Below are 19,651 nucleotides of genomic sequence, written 5' to 3'. Positions count from 1 at the left end.
GACCCCATGTGATGCAGAACGAATTGGCCGCGATGCTGCAAGAAGGCGTCGGAGCCGAAGCGGCGAGCTTCCGCTGGCTAATGATCTGTTATCTTATGACGTTTTGAGGTCGGCGAGGTGTCTGTTAACCACCGCTCTTCTGCAATTGACATATGCTCATTTTGAGGATAACAATGGCGCCCTATTATGCTCAATTTGAGTATAAACAGGAGTCGGCCATGAATCACCGCGTTTCCGCGTCCTCCCTTTACGAGCGCGTTCGCCGCGTCATTCCCAAAGCGGAGTGGATATCGTTCGAAGATGACGTCGAGGCGATCCTTGAACTGAAGCGGCAGCGCAACGCCGTTATTCTCGCGCACAATTATCAGACGCCCGAGATATTCCACGGGGTTGCCGATATCGTCGGTGACAGTCTGGCGCTGGCGCGCAAGGCTGTCGACGTCGAGGCTGACATCATCGTGCTTGCCGGGGTGCATTTCATGGCCGAAACGGCCAAGCTCCTCAATCCGGGCAAGACGGTGCTCATCCCGGATATGGGTGCGGGATGCTCGTTGGCCGATTCGATCACGCCGCAGGATGTGGCGTTGCTGCGCCAAGCACACCCAGGCGTGCCAATCATCACCTATGTGAATACGTCGGCGGCCGTGAAGGCGGCGTCAGACATTTGCTGCACGTCAGGAAACGCCAAACAGGTAGTCGAGTCGCTCGGCGTGCCGAGGGTGCTAATGATCCCCGACGAGTATCTTGCCCAAAATGTAGCGCGCGAAACGACAGTCGAGGTGCTTGCCTGGCATGGCCATTGCGAAGTCCACGAACTGTTTAGCGCCGATGACGTCAGGCAACTGCGCGAGAATTATCCGGGCGTCACGGTGCTGGCACATCCCGAATGTCCGCCGGATGTCGTCGCCGAGGCGGATTTTGCCGGATCGACCGCGGTGATGTCCGATTTCGTCGGACATGAGCGTCCAGCACGCGTCGTTCTCTTGACCGAGTGTTCGATGAGCGACAACGTTGCAGTCCATCATCCCGATGTCGAGTTCATCCGACCCTGCAATCTTTGTCCGCACATGAAGCGGATCACGCTTGCCAACATCCGCGCTGCGCTGGAGGAAAATCGCCACGAGGTCACGGTTGATCCTGACGTTGCCGTTGCCGCGCGCAGGGCCGTCGAACGAATGCTTGCGATATGACCGAGCCTCTCGACGCCTTGAGTGGGCAGGTTGTCGTCGTTGGAAGCGGGCTTGCCGGACTGATGACGGCATTGGTACTTGCGCCGCAGCCTGTCGTGCTCGTTACCCGCGGTGCGATCGGGGCGCAGACCTCGAGCGCATGGGCGCAAGGCGGAATTGCGGCATGTGTCGGTGATGATGACAGCGTTCAATCGCACCTTTCCGATACGCTTGCTGCCGGTGACGGATTGTGCAACGCCCAGGCGGCTTTTGAGATTGTCGCCGAGGGCCCGGCCGTCATTGCCGCCTTGGAGCACGCCGGAGTGGCTTTCGATAAAGACAGCCAAGGAAGGCTCGCACTCGGTCTGGAGGCGGCGCACTCGTGCCGTCGCATCGTACACGCATCGGGTGACGGATCTGGTGCTGCAATCGTCGCTGCTCTCGTGCGAGCGGTTGCAAACACGCCTTCGATTACGGTCGTCGATGCAACCGAGGTGCGCTCGCTTCTGATCCACGACGACCGTGTCAGCGGCCTTATCCTTTCCAGAAAAGGGCAGGTCGCAGCCATCATGACCGACAGGGTAGTGCTGGCGACGGGCGGGATTGGCGGGCTCTACGATGCCACGACCAATCCGATGTCGAATTTCGGTCAGGGGCTCGCGCTGGCGGCGAGGGCAGGGGCACGGCTTGCCGACATGGAATTCGTTCAATTTCATCCGACCGGCCTCGATTCCGCCCGCCGCCCGCTGGCGCTCGTCAGCGAGGCGGTGCGTGGCGAGGGCGCCACCCTCGTCAACGACAGGGGCGAACGCTTCATGTCGGGCATTGATGGACGAGAACTGGCCCCACGCGACGTTGTTGCGCGCGCCATCAGTGCCGAGCTTTCGCTCGGACGACGTGTCTTCCTGGACGCGCGCCACGCGCTTGGCGCCAGGTTTGCAGTTAGATTTCCGACGATCCATGCTTTATGCCATGAGGCCGGCATCGACCCGGCAATCGATCTCATCCCGGTGCGACCTGCCGTTCACTACCACATGGGTGGCGTTGCGACGGACCTGACGGGACGCAGCTCGGTCCCTGGCCTCTGGGTCGTTGGCGAGGCGGCATCGAGCGGACTGCACGGCGCCAATCGACTGGCCAGCAACTCGTTGCTTGAGGCGGCGGTCCTCGGCATGCGGGCGGCCCGTGATATTGCCGCAACTGCGGCGGGCTCTCTTCGCCCGGTCCCGAGGATACAGTCTGTCTGCGCGCCTGATGCCTCGTTCGTGCGCTCGATCGTGTCGCGCCATCTCGGCGTGCTACGGAATGCTGGAGCTCTGCGAGGGGCGATGGCCGCGCTGTTGCCGCTTGCAGAATCCGATGGACCTTGCGCCGATCCGGCCATTGTTGGCTTGACAATTGCCGTATTTGCAATGCTGCGCAAGGAAAGCCGGGGCGCGCATGCACGCACAGACTTTCCATTGGCACTTCCGGTTGCCGAACGCCGTTTCATGACACTCGCCGACGTTTTGGATGCCGCCCATACCCACACCCATTCTTTTGCCCGGAGTGCCTGACATGCCCCTTGCTGCATTGCCACGTCTTATTATCGAACCGCTGGTTCGTGCTGCTCTGCTTGAAGACCTCGGCCTTGCAGGTGACGTCACCTCGGCCGCGGTGATCCCGGCAGATCATCGTTCGTCCTTGATCATGGTGGCGCGGCAGCCTGGCGTTGTTGCCGGTCTTGACGCCGCCGAACTCGCTTTCCAGCTGATCGAACCGGCAATCACGGTAACCCGTCACAAGGCCGACGGATCGCACGTCGGACCAGGCGACACCATCGCGACCATAACCGGGCCGTCGCGTGGCTTGCTGACGGGGGAGCGCACCGCACTCAATTTTCTCGGACATCTGTCCGGCATTGCGACGGTGACAGCGAGTCTGGTCGAGGCCATCAAGGAAACGAGAGCATCGATTGCCTGCACCCGCAAGACGACCCCGGGGCTACGGGCCTTGGAAAAATACGCCGTCCGCGCCGGCGGCGGCATGAACCATCGCTTCGCACTTCATGATGCCGTCCTGATCAAGGACAATCACGTGGCGATTGCCGGGGGCGTGGCAGAGGCGATCGGCCGGGCGCGCGCCAGTGTCGGGCATATGGTCAAGATCGAGGTCGAAGTGGATACGCTTGAGCAACTGCGAGAGGCGATAAAGCATGGCGTCGATGCAGTCCTGCTCGACAATATGACGCCGGATCAATTGCGCGAGGCAGTCGCAATCGTCAATGGGCGCGCAATCACCGAGGCCTCCGGGCGGGTAACGCCGGCAACCGTTGCAGCAATCGCAGCCTCAGGTGTCGATCTCGTGTCGGTTGGCTGGTGCACGCACAGTGCTCCGACGCTGGATATCGGGCTCGATGTGCAAGGCTGACCGAGATCATTGGCAATTCGTCGGCGCGTGACTATGGTCGCGGCGCGTGAACGTAGAGTCTTGGAAAATGCGACTTGCCAGCCTGTCGATGTATGTCGATCCTCAGCCGTTGATGGACGCAACCGCTGAGTTGTGGCGCTATATCAGCAACTACCTGCGACACGAGGCCGGGCTGTCTGGTGTGCCGGCGGAACTCGACCGCTCACTGCCTTATGACGAGGCGTGGCTGCATCCAGATCTCATTCTTGCGCAGAGCTGCGGCTATCCCTATGCGAAGCGGCTGCGCGGTTCCGTTCGCCTCGTGGCGACGCCGACTTACAACCTGCCTGGCTGCGACGGTCCACTGATGCGCAGCTTCATTGTCGTTCACAACGGCGCCTCCGCTCGATCGCTTGCCGATCTTCGCGACCTGACAGCCGCAGTCAACAACCACGAGAGCAATTCGGGCAGCAATTTCTTCCGCGCTGAGATAGCCCCGCGCGCTCAGGGCGGGCGCTTCTTTTCCAAAGTGATCGAGACCGGCGGTCATGCCGCCAGCATCACTGCGGTTGCCGAAGGCAGCGCCGATGTTGCCGCAATCGATTGTGTGACCTTTGGCAACATACGCCGCTTTGAGCCCGAAAGGCTTTCCAACCTGCGCATACTTGCCGAGACGACCAGCGGCCCGGGCCTGCCCTTCGTCACCTCCAGCGGGTCATCAGATGAAGAGGTCGAGCAATTGCAAAACGCGCTTCAGGCGGCGATCAGCGATCCGTCGTTGGCTTTGGTTCGCGATAGGCTTGCTCTCTCCGGTTTTGCCACCCTTGCGGATGCCGACTATGAGCCTCTTTTGGCATTGGAGCGTCAGGCCGCCGCGCTCGGCTATGCCCGGATCGGCTAGGAACCGCAAAACAGACCGATTGTTCCATATACAACTTGCGCCTATTCCTCAAAGACCTTACCGGTGCGCGCCTCAAGTCGGTAGCGGTTGCCGGGGTAAACAAGGCGTGCTGTGGAGACGACGTGGCGCCCCGACCAGGTCCGACGACGAATCGAAAGGCACGGCTCGTTCTTGAGGATGGTCAATAGCTTGCATTCCCATGACTGCGGCATGGCTGCTTCGACGATATGTTCGGAACCGCTGAGCGGTGCGGCCGCCGTCAGGTAGGCATTCGGTGTCAGGGAAGCGAAATCCTGCGCCAGGTAGTCGGGAGCTGCTGCCGGATTGACGAAACGATCCTCGATCTGCACCGGTACGCCATTTTCACTGTGCACGATCAGAGAGTGAAAGACAGGTGCGCCGATATCAAGCTCCAGCGCGTCCGCCGTCTCGGGGGAGGCGGCTTCCCGGGCTAGAACTACCACCGCAGCCTCGTGCGCGTGACCGCGCTCGGCGATCTCTTCGGCGATGTTGCGCACTTCGAAGAGCGCGGAGTAGCCCTTGCGTTCGGCGACAAAGGAGCCAACGCCCTGAATGCGCACCAGTTCGCCCTCGCTTGCCAATTCCCGCAGCGCCCGGTTGGCGGTCATCTTGCTGACCCCGAGCTCGGTGACCAGTTCGTTTTCGGAAGGCACGCGATGCTTCGGAGGCCACTCGCCGCTATGGATCCGGTCCAGTATCATCTGCTTGACACCGGCATAGAGCGGTGCGGTATCGTGGTCCCGCTTCATCTCGCTTGGACGCTTCATTGCTCATTCCTTTTGCAACTGCGGAATCCGCTCGATAAGTAGACTTTCCTCTTGCATAACACAAAATTTCCCATATGGTACCCTATACAACCTCTCGAAAGATCGACCAGCGAGGTCGGCATCGGGCAAGCCGGCGAAGACCGGTGTCGGACCGATAAGGTCAATCGTCACTTCAGAGGAGATAGTACAAATGAGATCAAGCGCGCTTCTTCTTTCCGGCGCCTTTGTGCTTTGTGCCTTCGCTGCTCCCGTTGCAGCCAAGGACTGGAAGACTGCCACGATTACACTTGAGGGTGCCTACGCACCCTGGAACATGACGAATGCCGACGGTACGCTCGGCGGCTTCGAACCAGAGCTTGCGAAGGTTCTGTGCGAACGCGCCAAGATCGAATGCAAGCTCGTCGCTTCCGACTGGGACGGCATGATCCCGGCACTCAATGCCGGCAAGTTCGATGTCATCATGGATGCCCTGTCCATCACCGACGACCGCAAGAAGGTGATCGGCTTCACGATCCCCTACGCTGCGACGCCGGCAGCCTTTGCCACAGCCAAGGACAGCCCGCTTGCCAATGCAGCCGGCACCGGCGCAACGATCAAGATGACGCCAGGCCAGACCGGGGTTAAGGAAATCGATGCGCTGAAGGAATCCTTCAAGGGCAAGACGATTGGCATTCAGGCCGCCACCGTCTATGCGAAATTCGTCTACGACAATTTCGGCGATATTGCAGAAATCCGCGAATACAAGACCGGTGCTGACCGCGATCTCGATCTGCAGAACGGTCGCATCGATTTGGGCTTCGACGATGCTGTCTACTTTGCCAATGCGTTCCAGTCCGCAAATGACACGCTGGCCTTTACAGGCCCTGAAATCGTAGGCTCGATCTGGGGCGAGGGTGAAGGTCTAGGCGTCCGTCAGGCCGATACAGATCTTCGCGACAAGTTCAACGAGGCGATCAAGTCCGCGCTCGCTGACGGCACCGTCAAGAACCTGTCGATGAAGTGGTTCAAGGTCGACGTCAGCCCGCAGAACTGACGTCGGGCGCAGGCCGGACGTCCGGTCTCCGGCTTCAATGCCGGGGACCGCATGCTATTCTGACACTGCCGAGACAGCGGCGGGCGCGGGGAACATGATATGGCAACACTGGAACTGATTGGATTCGGCTCGTCCGGATGGGGCGCGCTGCTTTTGCTCGCCGCACTGATGACGCTTTGCGTGACCGCAAGCGCACTTGCGATCGGCGCCGTGCTTGGAGCGATAATTTCAGCAGCCAAGCTGTCCGGCAAGGCGTGGCTCGTTGCACTCGGCAACGTCTACACGACCGTCTTTCGCGGCGTGCCGGAACTGCTGATCATCTACCTCATCTATTTCGGAGGCTCGTCTGCCGTCACCTCGATCGGCAAGGCAATGGGCTATGAGGGTTTCCTCGGGCTGCCCTCGTTTCTGGCCGGCGCACTGGCCGTGGGTATCATCTCCGGCGCCTATCAGGCGGAAGTTTTCCGCGGAGCCTACCTTGCCATTTCCAAGGGCGAATTGGAGGCGGCATCGGCGATCGGCATGCATCATGGTCTCAGGTTTCGCCGGATCATCATCCCGCAGGTGCTGCGTTTTGCGATTCCCGGCCTCGGCAATGTCTGGCAGCTTAGCCTCAAGGATTCGGCGCTGATCTCGGTAACGGGCCTGGCGGAGTTGATGCGCACCAGTCAGGTCGCCGCCGGTTCGACGCGACAGTATTTTCTGTTCTTCATCGTCGGCGGCATCCTGTACCTAATACTGACGAGCCTTTCTGACCGGGTCTTCAACGGCGCCGAGCGGCGCGCCAATCGCAGCATGCCGAGCGCGGCAATGGGAAAGGCGTGAGGTAGCAACGATGGATCTCGTTTTTCTCGCCCAAACGATGACGACCTTGCTCAAGGCTGTGCCAATGACCTTGGCACTGTTTTCCCTATCGGTCTTTTTTGGTGGTCTTCTGGCGCTCCTGATCGTCTGGATGCGCGTAGGCGGCAACCCGGTTCTATCTGCGATCGCCAAGGGATACGTCTTCGTCTTTCGTGGTTCTCCGCTGCTCATCCAGATGTTTCTTGTCTTCTACGGGCTCGGTCAGTTCGGCTTCATCCGCTATTCGTTCCTTTGGCCGTTCCTGCGTGAACCATTCGTTTGCGCGGTGCTGTCTCTGGCGCTCTGCACGGCCGGCTACTCGGCCGAGATCTTCCGTGGTGGCATTCGCGCGGTCTCACCGCGCGAGATCGAGGCCGCTCGTTCGATCGGTATGTCAGGCGCGCTGCTCGTGCGTCGCATCCTGGCGCCGATCGCCTTCCGACATGCGCTTCCCGCCTATTCCACCGAAATCGTCCTGATGATGAAATCAACGGCGCTCGCAAGTCTGGTCACCGTGTGGGAAGTGACCGGTGTGGCGCAGCGCCTGATCTCGCAAACATATCGCACGATGGAAGTGTTTCTGTGTGCGGCCATCATCTACCTCGTTCTCAACTTCATCATTCTGCAGGCGATGTCCCTGCTTGAATATTCGCTCTCTCGACACCGCCGTGCGATCCCGCCGGCGTTGAAAGCCTGAGAGCCGAACGGACAAGATTGGAGCTTTCATGCCAGGCGTTACCCGGCTTTCCGTCCGCAATATCCGAAAGAGCTTCGGCACGCATGAGGTCCTGCGCGGTATCTCGCTCGATGCCCAAGATGGCGACGTCATCTCCCTGCTTGGGGCATCCGGCTCCGGAAAGTCGACCTTCCTGCGTTGCATCAACCTCTTGGAGACGGCAACGGACGGCGAGATCTGGGTGGATGGAGAACAGATCCGGATGATCCACAAGGGCGGTGTGAGCCGGCCTGCGAGCCAGAAGCAGGTCGACCACATCCGCTCGGAGCTCGGCATGGTCTTCCAGTCCTTCAATCTCTGGTCACACATGACGATCCTGCAGAACGTGATCGAGGGACCCGTTCATGTGTTAAAGCGTCCGCGTGGCGAATGTATCGCGGAGGCCGAGGTGCTTTTGGAAAAGGTCGGCATAGCCGACAAGCGCCATGCCTATCCGGCACACCTGTCGGGAGGCCAGCAGCAGCGTGCCGCAATCGCCCGCGCACTCGCGATGAAACCGAAGGTCATGCTGTTCGACGAGCCGACTTCGGCGCTCGACCCCGAACTTGTCGGCGAGGTGTTGCGTGTCATGCGGGCGCTTGCCGAAGAGGGGATGACCATGCTGGTCGTCACGCACGAGATGAGCTTTGCTCGCAATGTCTCCAACCGGGTTGTCTTCATGAAGGAAGGCCTGGTCGAGAGCAGCGGTGCTCCCGACGAGATGTTTGGTGGCGGCGCCTCGCCCGCCTTCCGCCAGTTCATCGGCCATTTCGGAAGCACACAATGACGGTCACCATCGACACGCGGATCGGCTGGCATGAGGTGGCGCGCGTGGCAAGCGGGGAGACACTTGCACTTTCTAAGCCGGCATGGGCGCGCGTCGACAATGCTAGCCGAATCGTCGAGCGGATCGTCGAAACCGGCATGCGTGCCTACGGTATCAATACCGGTGTCGGGGCGCTTTCCGATACGGTGGTCGATCGCCCCGCCCAAAGCCGATTGTCGCGCAATATCATCTTGAGCCATGCATGCGGTGTCGGCGAGCTGTTGGCGGCGCGCGAGGTGCGAGCGATCATGGCTGCGCAAATCGCCAATTTTGCCCACGGCCATTCCGGCGTGCGCGCGGACATTATCCGCCATCTCATCACATTTCTTGAACAGGATTGCGTGCCGGATATCCCATCAAAAGGCTCAGTCGGCTACCTGACGCATAATGCCCACACTGCGCTCGTCCTCATCGGCGCCGGAACCGCTTCAGTGGCTGGCAAGCGCATGAGCGGTGGCGAGGCACTCAGTGCGATCGGTCTGTTGCCACTCGTACTGGGCGCGAAGGAGGGATTGAGCCTTGTCAATGGCACGGCCTGTGCAACAGGTCTGGCGAGCGTCGCATTGGCGCGAGCCAGCCGCCTGCTCGACTGGGCTGATGCGGTCGCCGCCCTGACGCTGGAGGCGGCCGGATGCCAGATGGCGGCTTTTGACGAAGCGGTCTTGGCACTGCGCCCATCGCGCGGTATCGCTTCCGTCGGAGCATCTTTGAGGCGGCGCCTGGATGGTAGCGGTCTGATCGCGGCAGCGCTTGGAAAGCGCATGCAGGATGCGCTGAGCCTGCGTTCGGTGCCGCATGCGCATGGGGCAGCCCGCGATGTCTTTGACATTGCCTCTGATGTTGTCGATCGCGAGCTTGCCTCGGTCACCGACAATCCGGCGGTCTCAGGCACCCCCGAACATCCTGTCGTCTCGTCGGAGGCTCACGCCGTCGCTCCCTTGCTTTCGCAAGCCTCAGACAGCCTGGCGATCGCCCTTGCGCAGATATCGGCGATCAGCGAGCGTCGCGTGGACCGCCTCGTCAATCCTCTGGTCAGCGGCTTGCCACCGTTTCTGGCGAGCGACGCCGGCAGTCATTCCGGCTTCATGATCGCGCAATACACCGCAGCGGCGCTCTGCAACGAGAACCGCAGGCTCGCTGCACCAGCCTCCACCGATGGTGGCCTCACCTCCGGCCTGCAGGAGGACTTTCTTGCCCATCCGACGGCGGCGGCAAACAAGCTTTTGTCCGTGATCGACAATGCCGAGTATATTGTCGCAATCGAGTTGATGGCCGCAGCCCAGGCGCACGACTTTCTTGCATCAACGGCTGACCGCGCCGGGGGGACGGACGCAATTCACCGCGCCGTGCGCCACGTCGTTGCCCATTATGACGACGATCGTCCTCTTGCCGGCGACATAGAGGCACTTTTAACCTTCATCCGTCATGAAGCGCCGCCGGAACTGATGTGAGTATCAGACATGACAGCTGAATTTGACGTCGCCGTCATCGGGCTTGGCGCCATGGGCAGCGCGGCACTCTCCTATCTTTCGGCACGCGGCGCCAGGACGATCGGGATCGATGCCTATTTTCCGGCCCATGTGCTCGGCTCCTCGCATGGAGACAGCCGCCTCATTCGGCTCGGTTATTTCGAGGATCCATCCTATGTGCCGCTGCTGCAGCGTGCCTATCGCAACTGGCGCGCTTTGGAGGCCCGGCTTCACGCAGACATATTGACGATCACCGGCGTCCTGCAAATTGGCGCCGAAGATAGCAAGATCGTTGCCGGAACGCGCGCATCCTGCAAGTTGCATCAATTGAAGCACGACGTGCTGGACAAAGCTGAGATGGCGCGTCGGTTTCCTGCCTTTCAGCTGGACAAAGGCGAGATCGCTGTCCTCGATCCCCAGGGCGGCTATCTCAGACCCGAGGCTGCGGTCATGAGCTATCTCAAGCTGGCCGCCGAGGACGGTGCTGTTCTTCACTTCGGCGAGCATGTCACCGCTATTGAACCGGGTGACGCTGGCGTGACGATCCGCTCTGCGCTTAGCCAGTATCGCGCCAGGAAAGTCGTGGTCGCGACCGGTTCCTGGATTGGCGAACTCGTTCCGCAATTGAAAGAGCATGCTGTCCCGATCCGCCAGGTCGTTGCCTGGTATCAGCCGCGCGACGGGTTTTTGACCGGCCCGCAGCGCATGCCTTGCTTCCTGAGGGATGAGGGGGAAGAAGGCTCCTACTTCGGCTTCCCGGCGATCGGCGTCGATGGCGTCAAGGTCGGCCGGCATGCGCATTTCCGCGAGCCGATCGATCCCTGCAAGCCCAATCCGGCGGTCAACGATGCCGACACGGCACTGCTCGACAACTTTATTGCCAAGCGCGTGCCGGCGGCCGCCGGGCTGCGCGTCAACGCGGTGACATGCCGCTATACCATGCTGCCGAGCGAAGATTTCCTGCTCGACCTTGCACCCGGCAATCCGAACGTGGTGGTCGCCTCGCCTTGCTCAGGGCATGGTTTCAAGTTCACAAGCGTGGTTGGCGAAATCCTCGCCGATCTGGCACTGGAGGGTCAAACAAGCTTGCCGATCGCCGCCTTCTCCTTCGACGCCATGAACCGTTTCGTCGCTGCTCGCAGGCCGTCTGACTTCGCTATAGGCGCAATCCGCTCTTAGCATCGAAGAGGTGAATTGCCGCCCGGTCGAAAGAAAGCGTCAAAGGTTGGCCATTGTCCAAAGCCGTGCGCGGCGGCAGGCTGGCCATAATCCGTTGCGTGCCGGCAATAGCAGTGACAACAAGCTCCGGGCCGGTCAATTCGGCGACCTCGCACTTCGCCGCGATCGTAAGCCCGCCCGAGCCAAGGCGAAATGCTTCTGGCCGTAGGCCTGCGATCAGTTTCTGCCCATCTTGGGGTCGGGTTTCAAGTTCATCCGGCAGCGGCAGCACGGTGTCGTTTCCGTCGATCTGAACTTTACCCCCGCGAGCCGTCACGTTCAAAAGGTTCATCGGCGGCGCACCGACAAAGGTGGCGACATAAAGGGTCGCCGGCTTGTCGTAAATCTTAGATGGCGTGCCAAGCTGTTCGATCCGTCCATCCTTCATGACGGCGATGCGGGTGGCAAGTGTCATCGCCTCGATCTGGTCATGCGTGACGTAGACGACGGTTGTTTTAAGCATCTGATGCAGGCGCTTCAGCTCGGTGCGCATCTCCATGCGCAGCTTCGCATCAAGATTGGAAAGCGGTTCGTCGAAGAGGAAGACTTCCGGCTTGCGCACGAGTGCGCGACCGATTGCGACGCGCTGGCGCTGGCCGCCTGACAGCTGGCTCGGTTTGCGCTCGAGCAAGCTTTCGATCTGCAGCAGTTTGGCCGCATCGCGTACCGCCTGGTCGCGCTCGGCGGCGGGAACCTTGCGCATCTCCAGGCCAAAACCGATATTTCGGTGGACGGTCAGGTTCGGATAAAGCGCATAAGACTGAAAGACCATGGCGATGTCGCGATCCTTCGGGTGCACGCCAAGGACGGAGCGCCCGCCGATGAAAACGTCGCCGCTTGTTGCCTCGGCCAGTCCAGCGATGATGTTGAGCAGTGTCGACTTTCCGCAGCCCGACGAGCCGAGGAGCACGAGAAATTCGCCGCTTTCGAGCGCAATATCGATGCCCTTCAACGTTTCGACATCGCCGTATGTCTTGCGGATATTGACGATTTCAAGCGCACTCATTGAGCAGTTTCCTTGGATGCTGATGGTTCGCCGTAGCTGCGGGGAAGGGTGGAAATGGCCCGCGAGGCGACTACGGTGCCCGCCTTCAGGCAGGCGGCGAGCGGCTCCTCTTTTGCCAAGGCAGCAAGAAAGCCGGCATTGAAGACGTCACCGGCGCCGATCGTGTCGACGACCTTGACCGAGGGAGCCGCAACCTGGATGCATTGACCGTCAGCGCCGATCGCAAGCGCCCCATCCGGACCGCGTTTGACAACGACGATTGCGCCATCAGGCATATGCGATCGGATCTCGGCTGCTGCTGTGGCGGGGTCGTCGAGGCCGGCAAACATGGTGGTTTCCACCTCGTTGAGAAGGGCGATTGCGCAGCGAGACAGCCAGCGTCGCGTGGCATCACAGTTCTTGGTCGTCCAGCCGTCGAGAGGCCAGCCTGTATCGAGTGCAACCGAAATTTCTTGCCGGTCCGCCCAGTCGAAGAAAGCGTCGTATTCGCGTGTCAGATCGTCCGTCAGGAATGAGCCGCAGAGCAATGCATAGCCACCTGACAGCTTCGTGCCGTCAAGAGCGGCCAAGACGTCACCCAGGCTGAAGCGCGGCAGGTGCCCGCGGGTGGTGAAGAAGGTACGTTCTCCATCGGGGTGCGTTATGCCGACGGACAGTGTCGTTTGTTCCGGGCGCACCGGCCAGTTTGCGGCACGCTCGGCGAAAGCCTCGCTCAGCCATCGGCCAAACTGGTCGTTGCCGACATTGGCTGCAATCTCGAACGGGACGCCGAGGCCGTTCCAGGCAAGCGCGCTGTTGCCGGCAGCTCCACCCACGCGCAGTTCATCATGGTCGACGATGATCTCGGTACCAGCCGTCGGCCAGGGGGCCGCGGGACCGAGAATGAGGTCGACATTGACGTTTCCGATAACGGCAAGCGGACGCATCATTCGCTCCGGGTGATCTTTGTCGAGCGCAGGGGTGTGCCTGCGTTTTCGACCCGCGCCTCGGCAAAGGCAACCATCAGGCGCTGGGCGACAGGCAGCATTGCGAAGATCGCGGCAAGACCCGAGGCCGGCTTGAAGCCGATGGTAACCGCACCGGCGACAGGCGTTTTGCCCGATGCATCGAAGATGACGACCGCAGCACCGGTTTCTACGGCCGATACCGCCATAGCGGTGACCAGGTCGGCCGTGCTGTCTTGCCCTTTGAACAGAATGACACCGATTTCCTGGCCAAGCATCTCCATCGGTCCGTGTCGCAGCTGGCCACCCTCCAGCGAAAAGCAAGGGCGACGGGACAGTTCCGTCAGGCCAAGCGCCAGTGCTTCGGCAAGGCCCTGCAAGCGCCTCCCCGAGGTAACCACTGTCGCTACGCCATCGAGAGGGGCTAGAGCGGCATCGATACTTGGCGTTTCGGGACAGGACAGAGCGGCAAGCGCGGCTGCAGGATCCTCGCCAAGCGCTGCCAGCACGGCCAGGTGCAGGGCAAAGGAGACGGTGAGGCTGCGGGTGGCGGCAAATGCCAGCTCGGTCCCCCCAGCTCCTATCAGCGAAGGGGCCGTGCGCGCCAGAAACGATCCTGCTTCCAGCGTCAGTCCGAACGTGTCAGAGCCTGGCCGTGTCTCATTGAACCAGCGTATCACCTCAGCACTTTCGCCGGATTGCGACGTCACGAGAACGGTTCGTCCTTCAAGTGAAAGTGGCTGCCCCAATTGTTCTGAAAGTGGGAGAGCGATCGCATCGATGCCGCGGGCGCGGTAAAGCGGTTCGACCGTGCGACCGACTGCATGAGATCCGCCCATGCCGAGAAGGAGAAGGCGACCGGTCTTCTTCAACGATGCCGCAATGGCCTGAGCTGTTTTCTTGGCGCTGTCGTAAGATGCCAGGGCGTCGGCATGCTGGCGCGCCATTTCCCTGTCGATGGCCATCAGGCCGGCTGGTCGTGTGATTTCCATAGTCCTTGTCATCCCTTGACGCCGCCACTTGTAAGCCCTGAAATCAGGGCCCGCTGCATGACGAGACCAACCAGCACCGGGGGCAGGGCGGCAAGCACACCGGCGGTTGCGATCAATCCGTAATCGGAGACACGGCCACCGGCGAGGTCGGCAATGGCAACCGTGAGTGTCTTGGCGCGCTGATCGGAGGTGAAGAGCAGCGCATAGAAGAATTCATCCCACCCGAGGAGGAAGGCAAACAGCGCCGAGGTTGCGACGACCGGCATGGCGAGCGGCAGGGTGATGATTTTCCAGGTCTGGAACAGGCCCGCGCCGTCGATCATGGCTGCCGCTTCGATTTCCTTCGGAATGGAGTCGAAGCCGGATTTCATCAGCCACGTCGTGAAGGGCGCGAGGATGGTCAGATAGACGAGGGCAAGCCCAAAGACGTTGTTCAGCATGCCGAGATAGGCCAGGCCCATATAGAGCGGCACGGCAAGGGCGACCGGCGGCAGCATATAGGTGGCAATGACCATTGATAGCGACCAGCCGACCGAAGGGGTCCGCGACACCGCCCAACCGGCCGGAATGGCCAGCGCGATCGCCGCAATCGTCGCCATGCCGGCAACCTCGATGCTATTCCTGAGCGACGAGGTAAAGGCGGCGCCTGCGCTGTTTTCCACGGTTGAGAGCAGTGTGGCGTAACGCGAAAAATCAGCTGACTGTGGCCACCAGCGTAGCGGCTTGGCGGCCAGATCGGCTGCCGGCGAAATGCTCATGATGAAGAGCCACAGAATGGGCGCCAGAATGACGGCGCCAAGGAGGAAAGCGCAAGCATAGATGAAGACTGAGAAGGTCGGGCTCTTCCGTTCCATCAGGCAGCACTCCCTGCGCTCTTGCGCACCAAAGCGGCATAGGCAACTGCAAGCAGCGTTACCAGTAAGGTGACGATCAAGGCCAATGAGGCGCCGGAACCGGCGCGCTGAAAGGAAAACGCTTCCTGATAGACCAGGATAGACAGCGTCCTCGTGCTGTTGGCGGGGCCGCCACGGGTCATGACCCAGATGATGTCGAAGACCTTGAAGGCCTCGATGGTGCGCAACACCAGCGCCACCATCAGCGGACCGGCGAGATAGGGCAGGATCACGAAGCGAAATCGCGCGAATGCACCGGCGCCATCGACCAGAGACGCAGCCATGACGTCACGCGGAACTGCTTGCAGGGCAGCAAGGGCAATGAGGGCCACAAGCGGGAAGTTTTTCCAGCAATCTGCAACGATCAGAGCGGCAAGCGCAGTCCCTGGTTCACCGAGCCATGAGCGATAGGCGTCGATCAGGCCGATTTGCGTCAGCGCTGCATTGAGCGCGCCGTATTCCGGATTGTAGATCAGCCGCCACAGCGTCGCGTTTACTACTGTCGGCAGCGCCCAGGGGAGGATCATCAACGCGCGCAACACCGTGCGGCCACGAAAATCCTGGTTGAGGAGAAGTGCCGCAAGCACGCCGATCACCATTTCGGCAGCAACCGAAATGATCGCGAACCAGCCGGTGATAATCAAGGTTCGCTGAAAATTCAAACCTGAGATCATCCTCACATAGTTGTCGATCCCGACAAAACTGCCGGCGGTACCGACAAGCTTGGCGTCGGTGAAGGATAGGCCGACGGTGTCGACCAGCGGCCACCCGATGACGGCAATCATTACGACAAGCAGCGGCAACATCAAAAGCCACGCGCGGGCCGTCATCCAGGTGCCGGACATAAGGCGCCCTCTCATTTCATCGGATTGTCGAAGTGGGGCCAGGCGGCAATCGCCGTCTGGCCGGCTCTATTGCCTAAAGGCCGCTGTTTTCGGCAGCCGTCTTCAGGGCATCTTCCGGCGAGGCCTGGCCAAGCAGGGATTCCTGGATCGCCTGCTGCAAAGCCGTCGAAAGCTCCTGATACTTCGGTGTCGTGGGGCGAGGATACATCGCTGCGAGGCCGACCTTGGCTGCAGCAATCAGTTCCTCCTGGCCCTTGGTCACCGCCGGGTCCTCGTAGGAAGAGGCCCAGATCGGCAGGCTGAGCTTGGCGTACTGGTTCTGCGTTGCCTGCGAGGTCATGAAGGCGATGTATTTCCAAGCCTCTTCCGGATGCTTGCTGGCGGTCGTGACGCCAAGGCCCATCGAGCCGTTGACCGCCGATGCCTCGCTCTTGCCCGCCACGCCGGGAGCCGGGACGACGCCGATCTTGCCTGCGACCTTGCTGTCCTTCGGATCATTCGCCATGTTGTACATGTAGGTCCAGTTCAACGCAAAAGCGGCATCGCCGTTTTCGAAGACCTTACGCACATCCTCTTCCAGGAATTCCTTGGAGTTCGGGTTGGTTAGGCCGGATTTGTAGCTGGATACCATGTAGTTCAGCGCGTTTAGACCACCGCCATTCTGGAAAGCGGGCTTGCCGTCCTTCAAAAAATCGCCCTTGTATGCGCTAACGAGTGTTGCGTAGTCGCAAATGGCGGCTTCGGCCTGCGACCAGCTCCAGGCGATCGGCGTTGCAAGAAGACCCTTGTCCTTGATCGTCTTTGCCTGCTCGCTCAGCTCGTCCCACGTCTTTGGCGGCGCCTTGATGCCAGCTTTTTCAAGGATTTCCTTGTTGTAGAAAAGATACTTGGTGTCCAGGATCCACGGCATGCCGTAATATTTGCCGTCATACTGGACCGTGGTCCATGCGCCAGGCAGGACGCCCTTCCTCATCTCATCGGTAATGCGTGAGGAGACGTCGACCAGGACCTTGTTGGTTGCGTATTCGGCCGGCCAGATGACGTCGAAGAGGACGACGTCATAGCCACCGCCCGAACCCTGCGCGAGGACAGTCTTGTCATGCAAGCCCTCATAAGGGACGAATTCCAGATTGACCTTGACGTCCGGGTTCGCCTTTGAGAAGGCATCGGTCATGGCGCGGACGTCGGCTTCGCTATAGGCCGCCTGCGCCATGAACAGCGCATTGATCGTGGTCTCGGCAAAGGCGTGCGACGCAAAGGATGCACCGATCAACGCCGCGCCGAGCAGCGTCTTGTGTAAGGTTTTCAACATTCCAGCCTCCAGTTTTTTGACATTCACCCGTTTTCCAAGGGCGGCTTTCGCCGCCATCAGTTGTAAAAAAGGCGCCGGTGAGCCAGCAGCCAGTCTCAGAGCGTCGTCAGAGCCGTTTCCCGGCTCCTTTCGTTCCCTGGAACTCTTCGGTTCCTTATTAAGTCAATTGTCTTGACTTATTTCTTCTTCAATCTTCTACTGCTGTCAAGAGGGAATTCGGAATGAACGACACGCGCCCGATACGGGCAAAGAGCGGCACCAATCACGAAGGCACCAGCGCCCACAACAGGCGGGTGATGATGGATGCCCTGAGGATGAACGGAGCGCTCTCGCGAGCAGACCTGGCGCGTGCCACGAAGCTCACCAAGCAGACCGTGTCGAACATCATCGACGAACTCGAACAGGAAGGCCTGGTCACCGCGCAACAGGCTGTCCGCAAGGGCAGGGGGCAGCCGTCGACACCTTATCGGCTGGTGCCGGAAGGGGCGTTTGCGATCGGTTTGCAGATCGACCGTCATGTAACCCGGGCGATCGCCGTCGATCTTGTCGGCAATGTCCTGACCCGGGCAGAGGCCAACCTGCCAGCCGACGGGCCTTCACGCGGTGCAGGGGTTATTCTGGGGCTGATTGAGACGGTTCGCCGCGATCTTGCCGGGCTTGTCGCTCAATCGGAGCGGCGGCTGGTTGGTTTGGGTGTTGCAATGCCTGGCCCGTTCGGGATCGAGACCGCTGGCGACGATCCCTGGATGATGGCCGCATGGCAGACGTTTCCCCTCAAGGAAACGCTCGCGGCAGGCACCGGGCTTGGCGTTCGCCTGCAGAACGACGCGGCAGCATGTGCCACGGCAGAGCGCATGGTCGGTGCTGCCCATGGGCTTGACCATGCCGTCTGCCTCTATCTTGGTTACGGCATCGGTGCCGGTCTGATCCTCGGCGGGGAACTTTACAGCGGCGCCAATGGCAACGCCGGCGAAATCGGCATGGCCCTGCTTTCGGCAAGCGGCAGCCCGACGCCGCTTGAACATCGCGCCTCGCTTGCTTCGCTCTACCAGCATCTGGCGATCGATCCGTCAGATCCCGACCTCTATCAGATGCTCAACGAACTGGCGCTGAAGGATGATGCGAGAATAAAGAGCTGGATCGAGGAGGCGGTCATGGATCTGCGCTGGAGCGTGCATCTCATCGAATCGATCTTTGATCCCCAGACCGTGATACTCTGTGGTGGTGCGCCGGAGGCCCTGGCGCGACGTCTGGTCGAGGCGATGCACCCGTTGGCGCCGTCGATCGCCGATCGCAACGACCGCGTCATTCCTCGCCTTCAGCTTGGCATCACCGATCCCTGGGCCGTTGCCCTTGGCGCCGCCGCCGACCCGATCAGCCGCGCCTTCGATCCGAGCTTTGCCGCCATTCTCAAGGGCTCGCTCTGAGGGCGGTTAGGACCGATGGATCGGGTCGATCCATGCGACGTCCTCCGGCCGTTCGACCGGTTCGATATCGAGATTGACGACCACCGGCTCCTGACCTGATCGTATGACGACGCATTCCAGTGTCTCGTCGCGGCTGGCATTGATTTCCTGATGCGGGACGTAGGGCGGCACATAGATGAAATCCCCGGGGCCGGCTTCCGCCGCAAATTCGAGATGTTCGCCCCAGCGCATGCGCGCCCTTCCCGCCACCACATAGATGATGCTTTCGAGATCACCGTGGTGGTGGGCGCCTGTCTTCGCATTCGCATGGATGGTAACGGTACCGGCCCATATCTTCTCGGCCCCGGCACGTGCGTGATTGATCGCCGTCGCCCGGTTCATGCCCGGTGTCTGCGCGGTATTGGGGTCGAGCGAATTGCCCGGAATGACCTTTACGCCATGCTCGCGCCAGTCGGTCCGATGGCTGTGGTCGTGATCCTGCTGTTTCTCGGTCATTTTTCATCTCCGTCAGGCAATCAGGTCCGGCGATGGCGCTTACGGCTATCGGCTAGAGGCCGTGGATGCCACAGAGCTCATCGAGCTTGCCGCGCAGCCTGCGCTTCACCTCCTCGTCCTGCTCCTCCATGGCCGCGAGCATTTCCCGAAGCGTTCCACGCAGCCCATGGATCTGATCTATCAGATCCATGATGAGGTCGACGCCGGCGTCGTTGACGCCCATGTCCCGCGTCAGATCGAGGATGAGCTGCGCGCGGGCCACATCGGTATCGCGAAAATTGCGAGCGCCGTCACGCATCTGTGGCAATAGCCATCCCTGTTCGACCCAGACCTCAAGCACCCTCACATCGATCTTCAGGAAACGGCGAAATTCAAGATCATCCATGG

20 protein-coding genes are annotated in these 19,651 nt (G+C 60.7%); 11 read left to right on the top strand and 9 right to left on the bottom strand.

Going from position 1 to position 19,651, the window contains the following annotated elements:
- Positions 1 to 218 precede the first annotated feature (218 nt).
- The 4 genes from nadA (at position 219) to ATY80_RS01785 (ending at position 4,458) form a co-directional block, all read left to right on the top strand.
- Positions 219 to 1,190, top strand: a complete 972-nt coding sequence (nadA, locus tag ATY80_RS01800; RefSeq protein WP_088691461.1) for a quinolinate synthase NadA — start codon at positions 219 to 221, stop codon at positions 1,188 to 1,190.
- Positions 1,187 to 2,725 (top strand): L-aspartate oxidase, encoded by a 1,539-nt coding sequence (locus ATY80_RS01795; protein WP_088690775.1) that lies wholly within the window; start codon positions 1,187 to 1,189, stop codon positions 2,723 to 2,725. Before nadA ends, ATY80_RS01795 begins: the two co-directional genes overlap by 4 nt.
- 1 nt (position 2,726) lies before the next feature.
- Positions 2,727 to 3,578, top strand: coding sequence for a carboxylating nicotinate-nucleotide diphosphorylase (gene nadC / locus ATY80_RS01790; RefSeq protein ID WP_189637062.1), 852 nt, complete (start codon positions 2,727 to 2,729; stop codon positions 3,576 to 3,578).
- 67 nt (positions 3,579 to 3,645) lie between these two features.
- A complete protein-coding gene (locus tag ATY80_RS01785) occupies positions 3,646 to 4,458 on the top strand; it encodes a PhnD/SsuA/transferrin family substrate-binding protein (RefSeq protein WP_088690774.1) in 813 nt (270 codons plus the stop codon).
- 41 nt (positions 4,459 to 4,499) lie between these two features.
- Here the strand turns inward: ATY80_RS01785 and hutC are convergent, their stop codons facing one another.
- The gene (gene hutC / locus ATY80_RS01780) at positions 4,500 to 5,246 is read right to left on the bottom strand and encodes a histidine utilization repressor (protein ID WP_088690773.1); all 747 of its coding nucleotides are present in this window, start codon (positions 5,244 to 5,246) and stop codon (positions 4,500 to 4,502) included.
- 190 nt (positions 5,247 to 5,436) lie between these two features.
- On the opposite strand from hutC, the gene ATY80_RS01775 reads away from it, so the two are divergent.
- The 6 genes from ATY80_RS01775 to solA all read left to right on the top strand — a co-directional run bounded on the left by ATY80_RS01775 (position 5,437) and on the right by solA (position 11,311).
- A complete protein-coding gene (locus ATY80_RS01775; RefSeq protein WP_088690772.1) occupies positions 5,437 to 6,279 on the top strand; it encodes a transporter substrate-binding domain-containing protein in 843 nt (280 codons plus the stop codon).
- Positions 6,280 to 6,378: 99 nt separating this feature from the next.
- Positions 6,379 to 7,104 (top strand): ABC transporter permease subunit, encoded by a 726-nt coding sequence (locus ATY80_RS01770; protein ID WP_088690771.1) that lies wholly within the window; start codon positions 6,379 to 6,381, stop codon positions 7,102 to 7,104.
- A 10-nt stretch (positions 7,105 to 7,114) separates the two neighbouring features.
- Positions 7,115 to 7,819, top strand: coding sequence for an ABC transporter permease subunit (locus tag ATY80_RS01765; RefSeq protein ID WP_088690770.1), 705 nt, complete (start codon positions 7,115 to 7,117; stop codon positions 7,817 to 7,819).
- A gap of 28 nt (positions 7,820 to 7,847) precedes the next feature.
- Entirely contained in the window at positions 7,848 to 8,624 is a 777-nt protein-coding gene (locus ATY80_RS01760; protein WP_088690769.1) for an ATP-binding cassette domain-containing protein, read from the top strand.
- The gene (hutH, locus tag ATY80_RS01755; RefSeq protein ID WP_088690768.1) at positions 8,621 to 10,114 is read left to right on the top strand and encodes a histidine ammonia-lyase; all 1,494 of its coding nucleotides are present in this window, start codon (positions 8,621 to 8,623) and stop codon (positions 10,112 to 10,114) included. The genes ATY80_RS01760 and hutH overlap by 4 nt, the downstream gene beginning before the upstream one ends.
- A 9-nt stretch (positions 10,115 to 10,123) precedes the next feature.
- Complete coding sequence (gene solA / locus ATY80_RS01750; protein WP_088690767.1) at positions 10,124 to 11,311, top strand: N-methyl-L-tryptophan oxidase; 1,188 nt, start codon at positions 10,124 to 10,126, stop codon at positions 11,309 to 11,311.
- Here the strand turns inward: solA and ugpC are convergent.
- From ugpC to ATY80_RS01720, 6 genes are all read right to left on the bottom strand, one after another.
- Entirely contained in the window at positions 11,289 to 12,356 is a 1,068-nt protein-coding gene (gene ugpC / locus ATY80_RS01745) for a sn-glycerol-3-phosphate ABC transporter ATP-binding protein UgpC (RefSeq protein WP_088690766.1), read from the bottom strand. The genes solA and ugpC overlap by 23 nt on opposite strands.
- Positions 12,353 to 13,282 carry a PfkB family carbohydrate kinase gene (locus tag ATY80_RS01740; RefSeq protein ID WP_088690765.1) on the bottom strand — a complete coding sequence of 310 codons (930 nt, stop codon included), beginning with the start codon at positions 13,280 to 13,282 and terminating at the stop codon, positions 12,353 to 12,355. The genes ugpC and ATY80_RS01740 overlap by 4 nt, the downstream gene beginning before the upstream one ends.
- Positions 13,282 to 14,304 carry an SIS domain-containing protein gene (locus tag ATY80_RS01735; RefSeq protein WP_088690764.1) on the bottom strand — a complete coding sequence of 341 codons (1,023 nt, stop codon included), beginning with the start codon at positions 14,302 to 14,304 and terminating at the stop codon, positions 13,282 to 13,284. Before ATY80_RS01735 ends, ATY80_RS01740 begins: the two co-directional genes overlap by 1 nt.
- Positions 14,301 to 15,146, bottom strand: coding sequence for a carbohydrate ABC transporter permease (locus tag ATY80_RS01730; RefSeq protein WP_088690763.1), 846 nt, complete (start codon positions 15,144 to 15,146; stop codon positions 14,301 to 14,303). Before ATY80_RS01730 ends, ATY80_RS01735 begins: the two co-directional genes overlap by 4 nt.
- Complete coding sequence (locus ATY80_RS01725; RefSeq protein ID WP_088690762.1) at positions 15,146 to 16,030, bottom strand: sugar ABC transporter permease; 885 nt, start codon at positions 16,028 to 16,030, stop codon at positions 15,146 to 15,148. Before ATY80_RS01725 ends, ATY80_RS01730 begins: the two co-directional genes overlap by 1 nt.
- A 73-nt stretch (positions 16,031 to 16,103) precedes the next feature.
- Positions 16,104 to 17,342, bottom strand: coding sequence for an extracellular solute-binding protein (locus ATY80_RS01720; RefSeq protein WP_088690761.1), 1,239 nt, complete (start codon positions 17,340 to 17,342; stop codon positions 16,104 to 16,106).
- Positions 17,343 to 17,563: 221 nt separating this feature from the next.
- On the opposite strand from ATY80_RS01720, the gene ATY80_RS01715 reads away from it, so the two are divergent.
- Complete coding sequence (locus tag ATY80_RS01715) at positions 17,564 to 18,769, top strand: ROK family transcriptional regulator (RefSeq protein WP_088690760.1); 1,206 nt, start codon at positions 17,564 to 17,566, stop codon at positions 18,767 to 18,769.
- 6 nt (positions 18,770 to 18,775) lie between these two features.
- Here ATY80_RS01715 and ATY80_RS01710 read toward each other — a convergent pair whose 3' ends face one another.
- Together ATY80_RS01710 and ATY80_RS01705 are read right to left on the bottom strand one after the other, a co-directional pair.
- Positions 18,776 to 19,264 carry a cupin domain-containing protein gene (locus ATY80_RS01710; RefSeq protein WP_088690759.1) on the bottom strand — a complete coding sequence of 163 codons (489 nt, stop codon included), beginning with the start codon at positions 19,262 to 19,264 and terminating at the stop codon, positions 18,776 to 18,778.
- Between the two features lie 52 nt (positions 19,265 to 19,316).
- The gene (locus ATY80_RS01705; RefSeq protein WP_088690758.1) at positions 19,317 to 19,649 is read right to left on the bottom strand and encodes a chaperone modulator CbpM; all 333 of its coding nucleotides are present in this window, start codon (positions 19,647 to 19,649) and stop codon (positions 19,317 to 19,319) included.
- Positions 19,650 to 19,651 lie beyond the last annotated feature (2 nt).

This window comes from Rhizobium sp. R711 (genome assembly GCF_002211365.1).
Lineage (GTDB): Bacteria > Pseudomonadota > Alphaproteobacteria > Rhizobiales > Rhizobiaceae > Rhizobium.
The sequence above is the reverse complement of the archived record's forward strand: the minus strand, read 5'-3'. Positions and strand labels throughout refer to the sequence as shown.

Coding starts and splice junctions, on each gene's coding strand:
- ATY80_RS01775 (WP_088690772.1), top strand. CDS start 5,437: ATGAGATCAAGCGCGCTTCTTCTTTCCGGCGCCTTTGTGCTTTGTGCC.
- hutH (WP_088690768.1), top strand. CDS start 8,621: ATGACGGTCACCATCGACACGCGGATCGGCTGGCATGAGGTGGCGCGC.
- ugpC (WP_088690766.1), bottom strand. CDS start 12,356: ATGAGTGCGCTTGAAATCGTCAATATCCGCAAGACATACGGCGATGTC.
- ATY80_RS01720 (WP_088690761.1), bottom strand. CDS start 17,342: ATGTTGAAAACCTTACACAAGACGCTGCTCGGCGCGGCGTTGATCGGT.
- ATY80_RS01705 (WP_088690758.1), bottom strand. CDS start 19,649: ATGGATGATCTTGAATTTCGCCGTTTCCTGAAGATCGATGTGAGGGTG.
- ATY80_RS01730 (WP_088690763.1), bottom strand. CDS start 15,146: ATGGAACGGAAGAGCCCGACCTTCTCAGTCTTCATCTATGCTTGCGCT.
- ATY80_RS01795 (WP_088690775.1), top strand. CDS start 1,187: ATGACCGAGCCTCTCGACGCCTTGAGTGGGCAGGTTGTCGTCGTTGGA.
- solA (WP_088690767.1), top strand. CDS start 10,124: ATGACAGCTGAATTTGACGTCGCCGTCATCGGGCTTGGCGCCATGGGC.
- ATY80_RS01760 (WP_088690769.1), top strand. CDS start 7,848: ATGCCAGGCGTTACCCGGCTTTCCGTCCGCAATATCCGAAAGAGCTTC.
- ATY80_RS01785 (WP_088690774.1), top strand. CDS start 3,646: ATGCGACTTGCCAGCCTGTCGATGTATGTCGATCCTCAGCCGTTGATG.
- ATY80_RS01740 (WP_088690765.1), bottom strand. CDS start 13,282: ATGCGTCCGCTTGCCGTTATCGGAAACGTCAATGTCGACCTCATTCTC.
- nadA (WP_088691461.1), top strand. CDS start 219: ATGAATCACCGCGTTTCCGCGTCCTCCCTTTACGAGCGCGTTCGCCGC.
- nadC (WP_189637062.1), top strand. CDS start 2,727: ATGCCCCTTGCTGCATTGCCACGTCTTATTATCGAACCGCTGGTTCGT.
- ATY80_RS01765 (WP_088690770.1), top strand. CDS start 7,115: ATGGATCTCGTTTTTCTCGCCCAAACGATGACGACCTTGCTCAAGGCT.
- ATY80_RS01770 (WP_088690771.1), top strand. CDS start 6,379: ATGGCAACACTGGAACTGATTGGATTCGGCTCGTCCGGATGGGGCGCG.
- ATY80_RS01725 (WP_088690762.1), bottom strand. CDS start 16,030: ATGTCCGGCACCTGGATGACGGCCCGCGCGTGGCTTTTGATGTTGCCG.
- ATY80_RS01735 (WP_088690764.1), bottom strand. CDS start 14,304: ATGACAAGGACTATGGAAATCACACGACCAGCCGGCCTGATGGCCATC.
- ATY80_RS01710 (WP_088690759.1), bottom strand. CDS start 19,264: ATGACCGAGAAACAGCAGGATCACGACCACAGCCATCGGACCGACTGG.
- ATY80_RS01715 (WP_088690760.1), top strand. CDS start 17,564: ATGAACGACACGCGCCCGATACGGGCAAAGAGCGGCACCAATCACGAA.
- hutC (WP_088690773.1), bottom strand. CDS start 5,246: ATGAAGCGTCCAAGCGAGATGAAGCGGGACCACGATACCGCACCGCTC.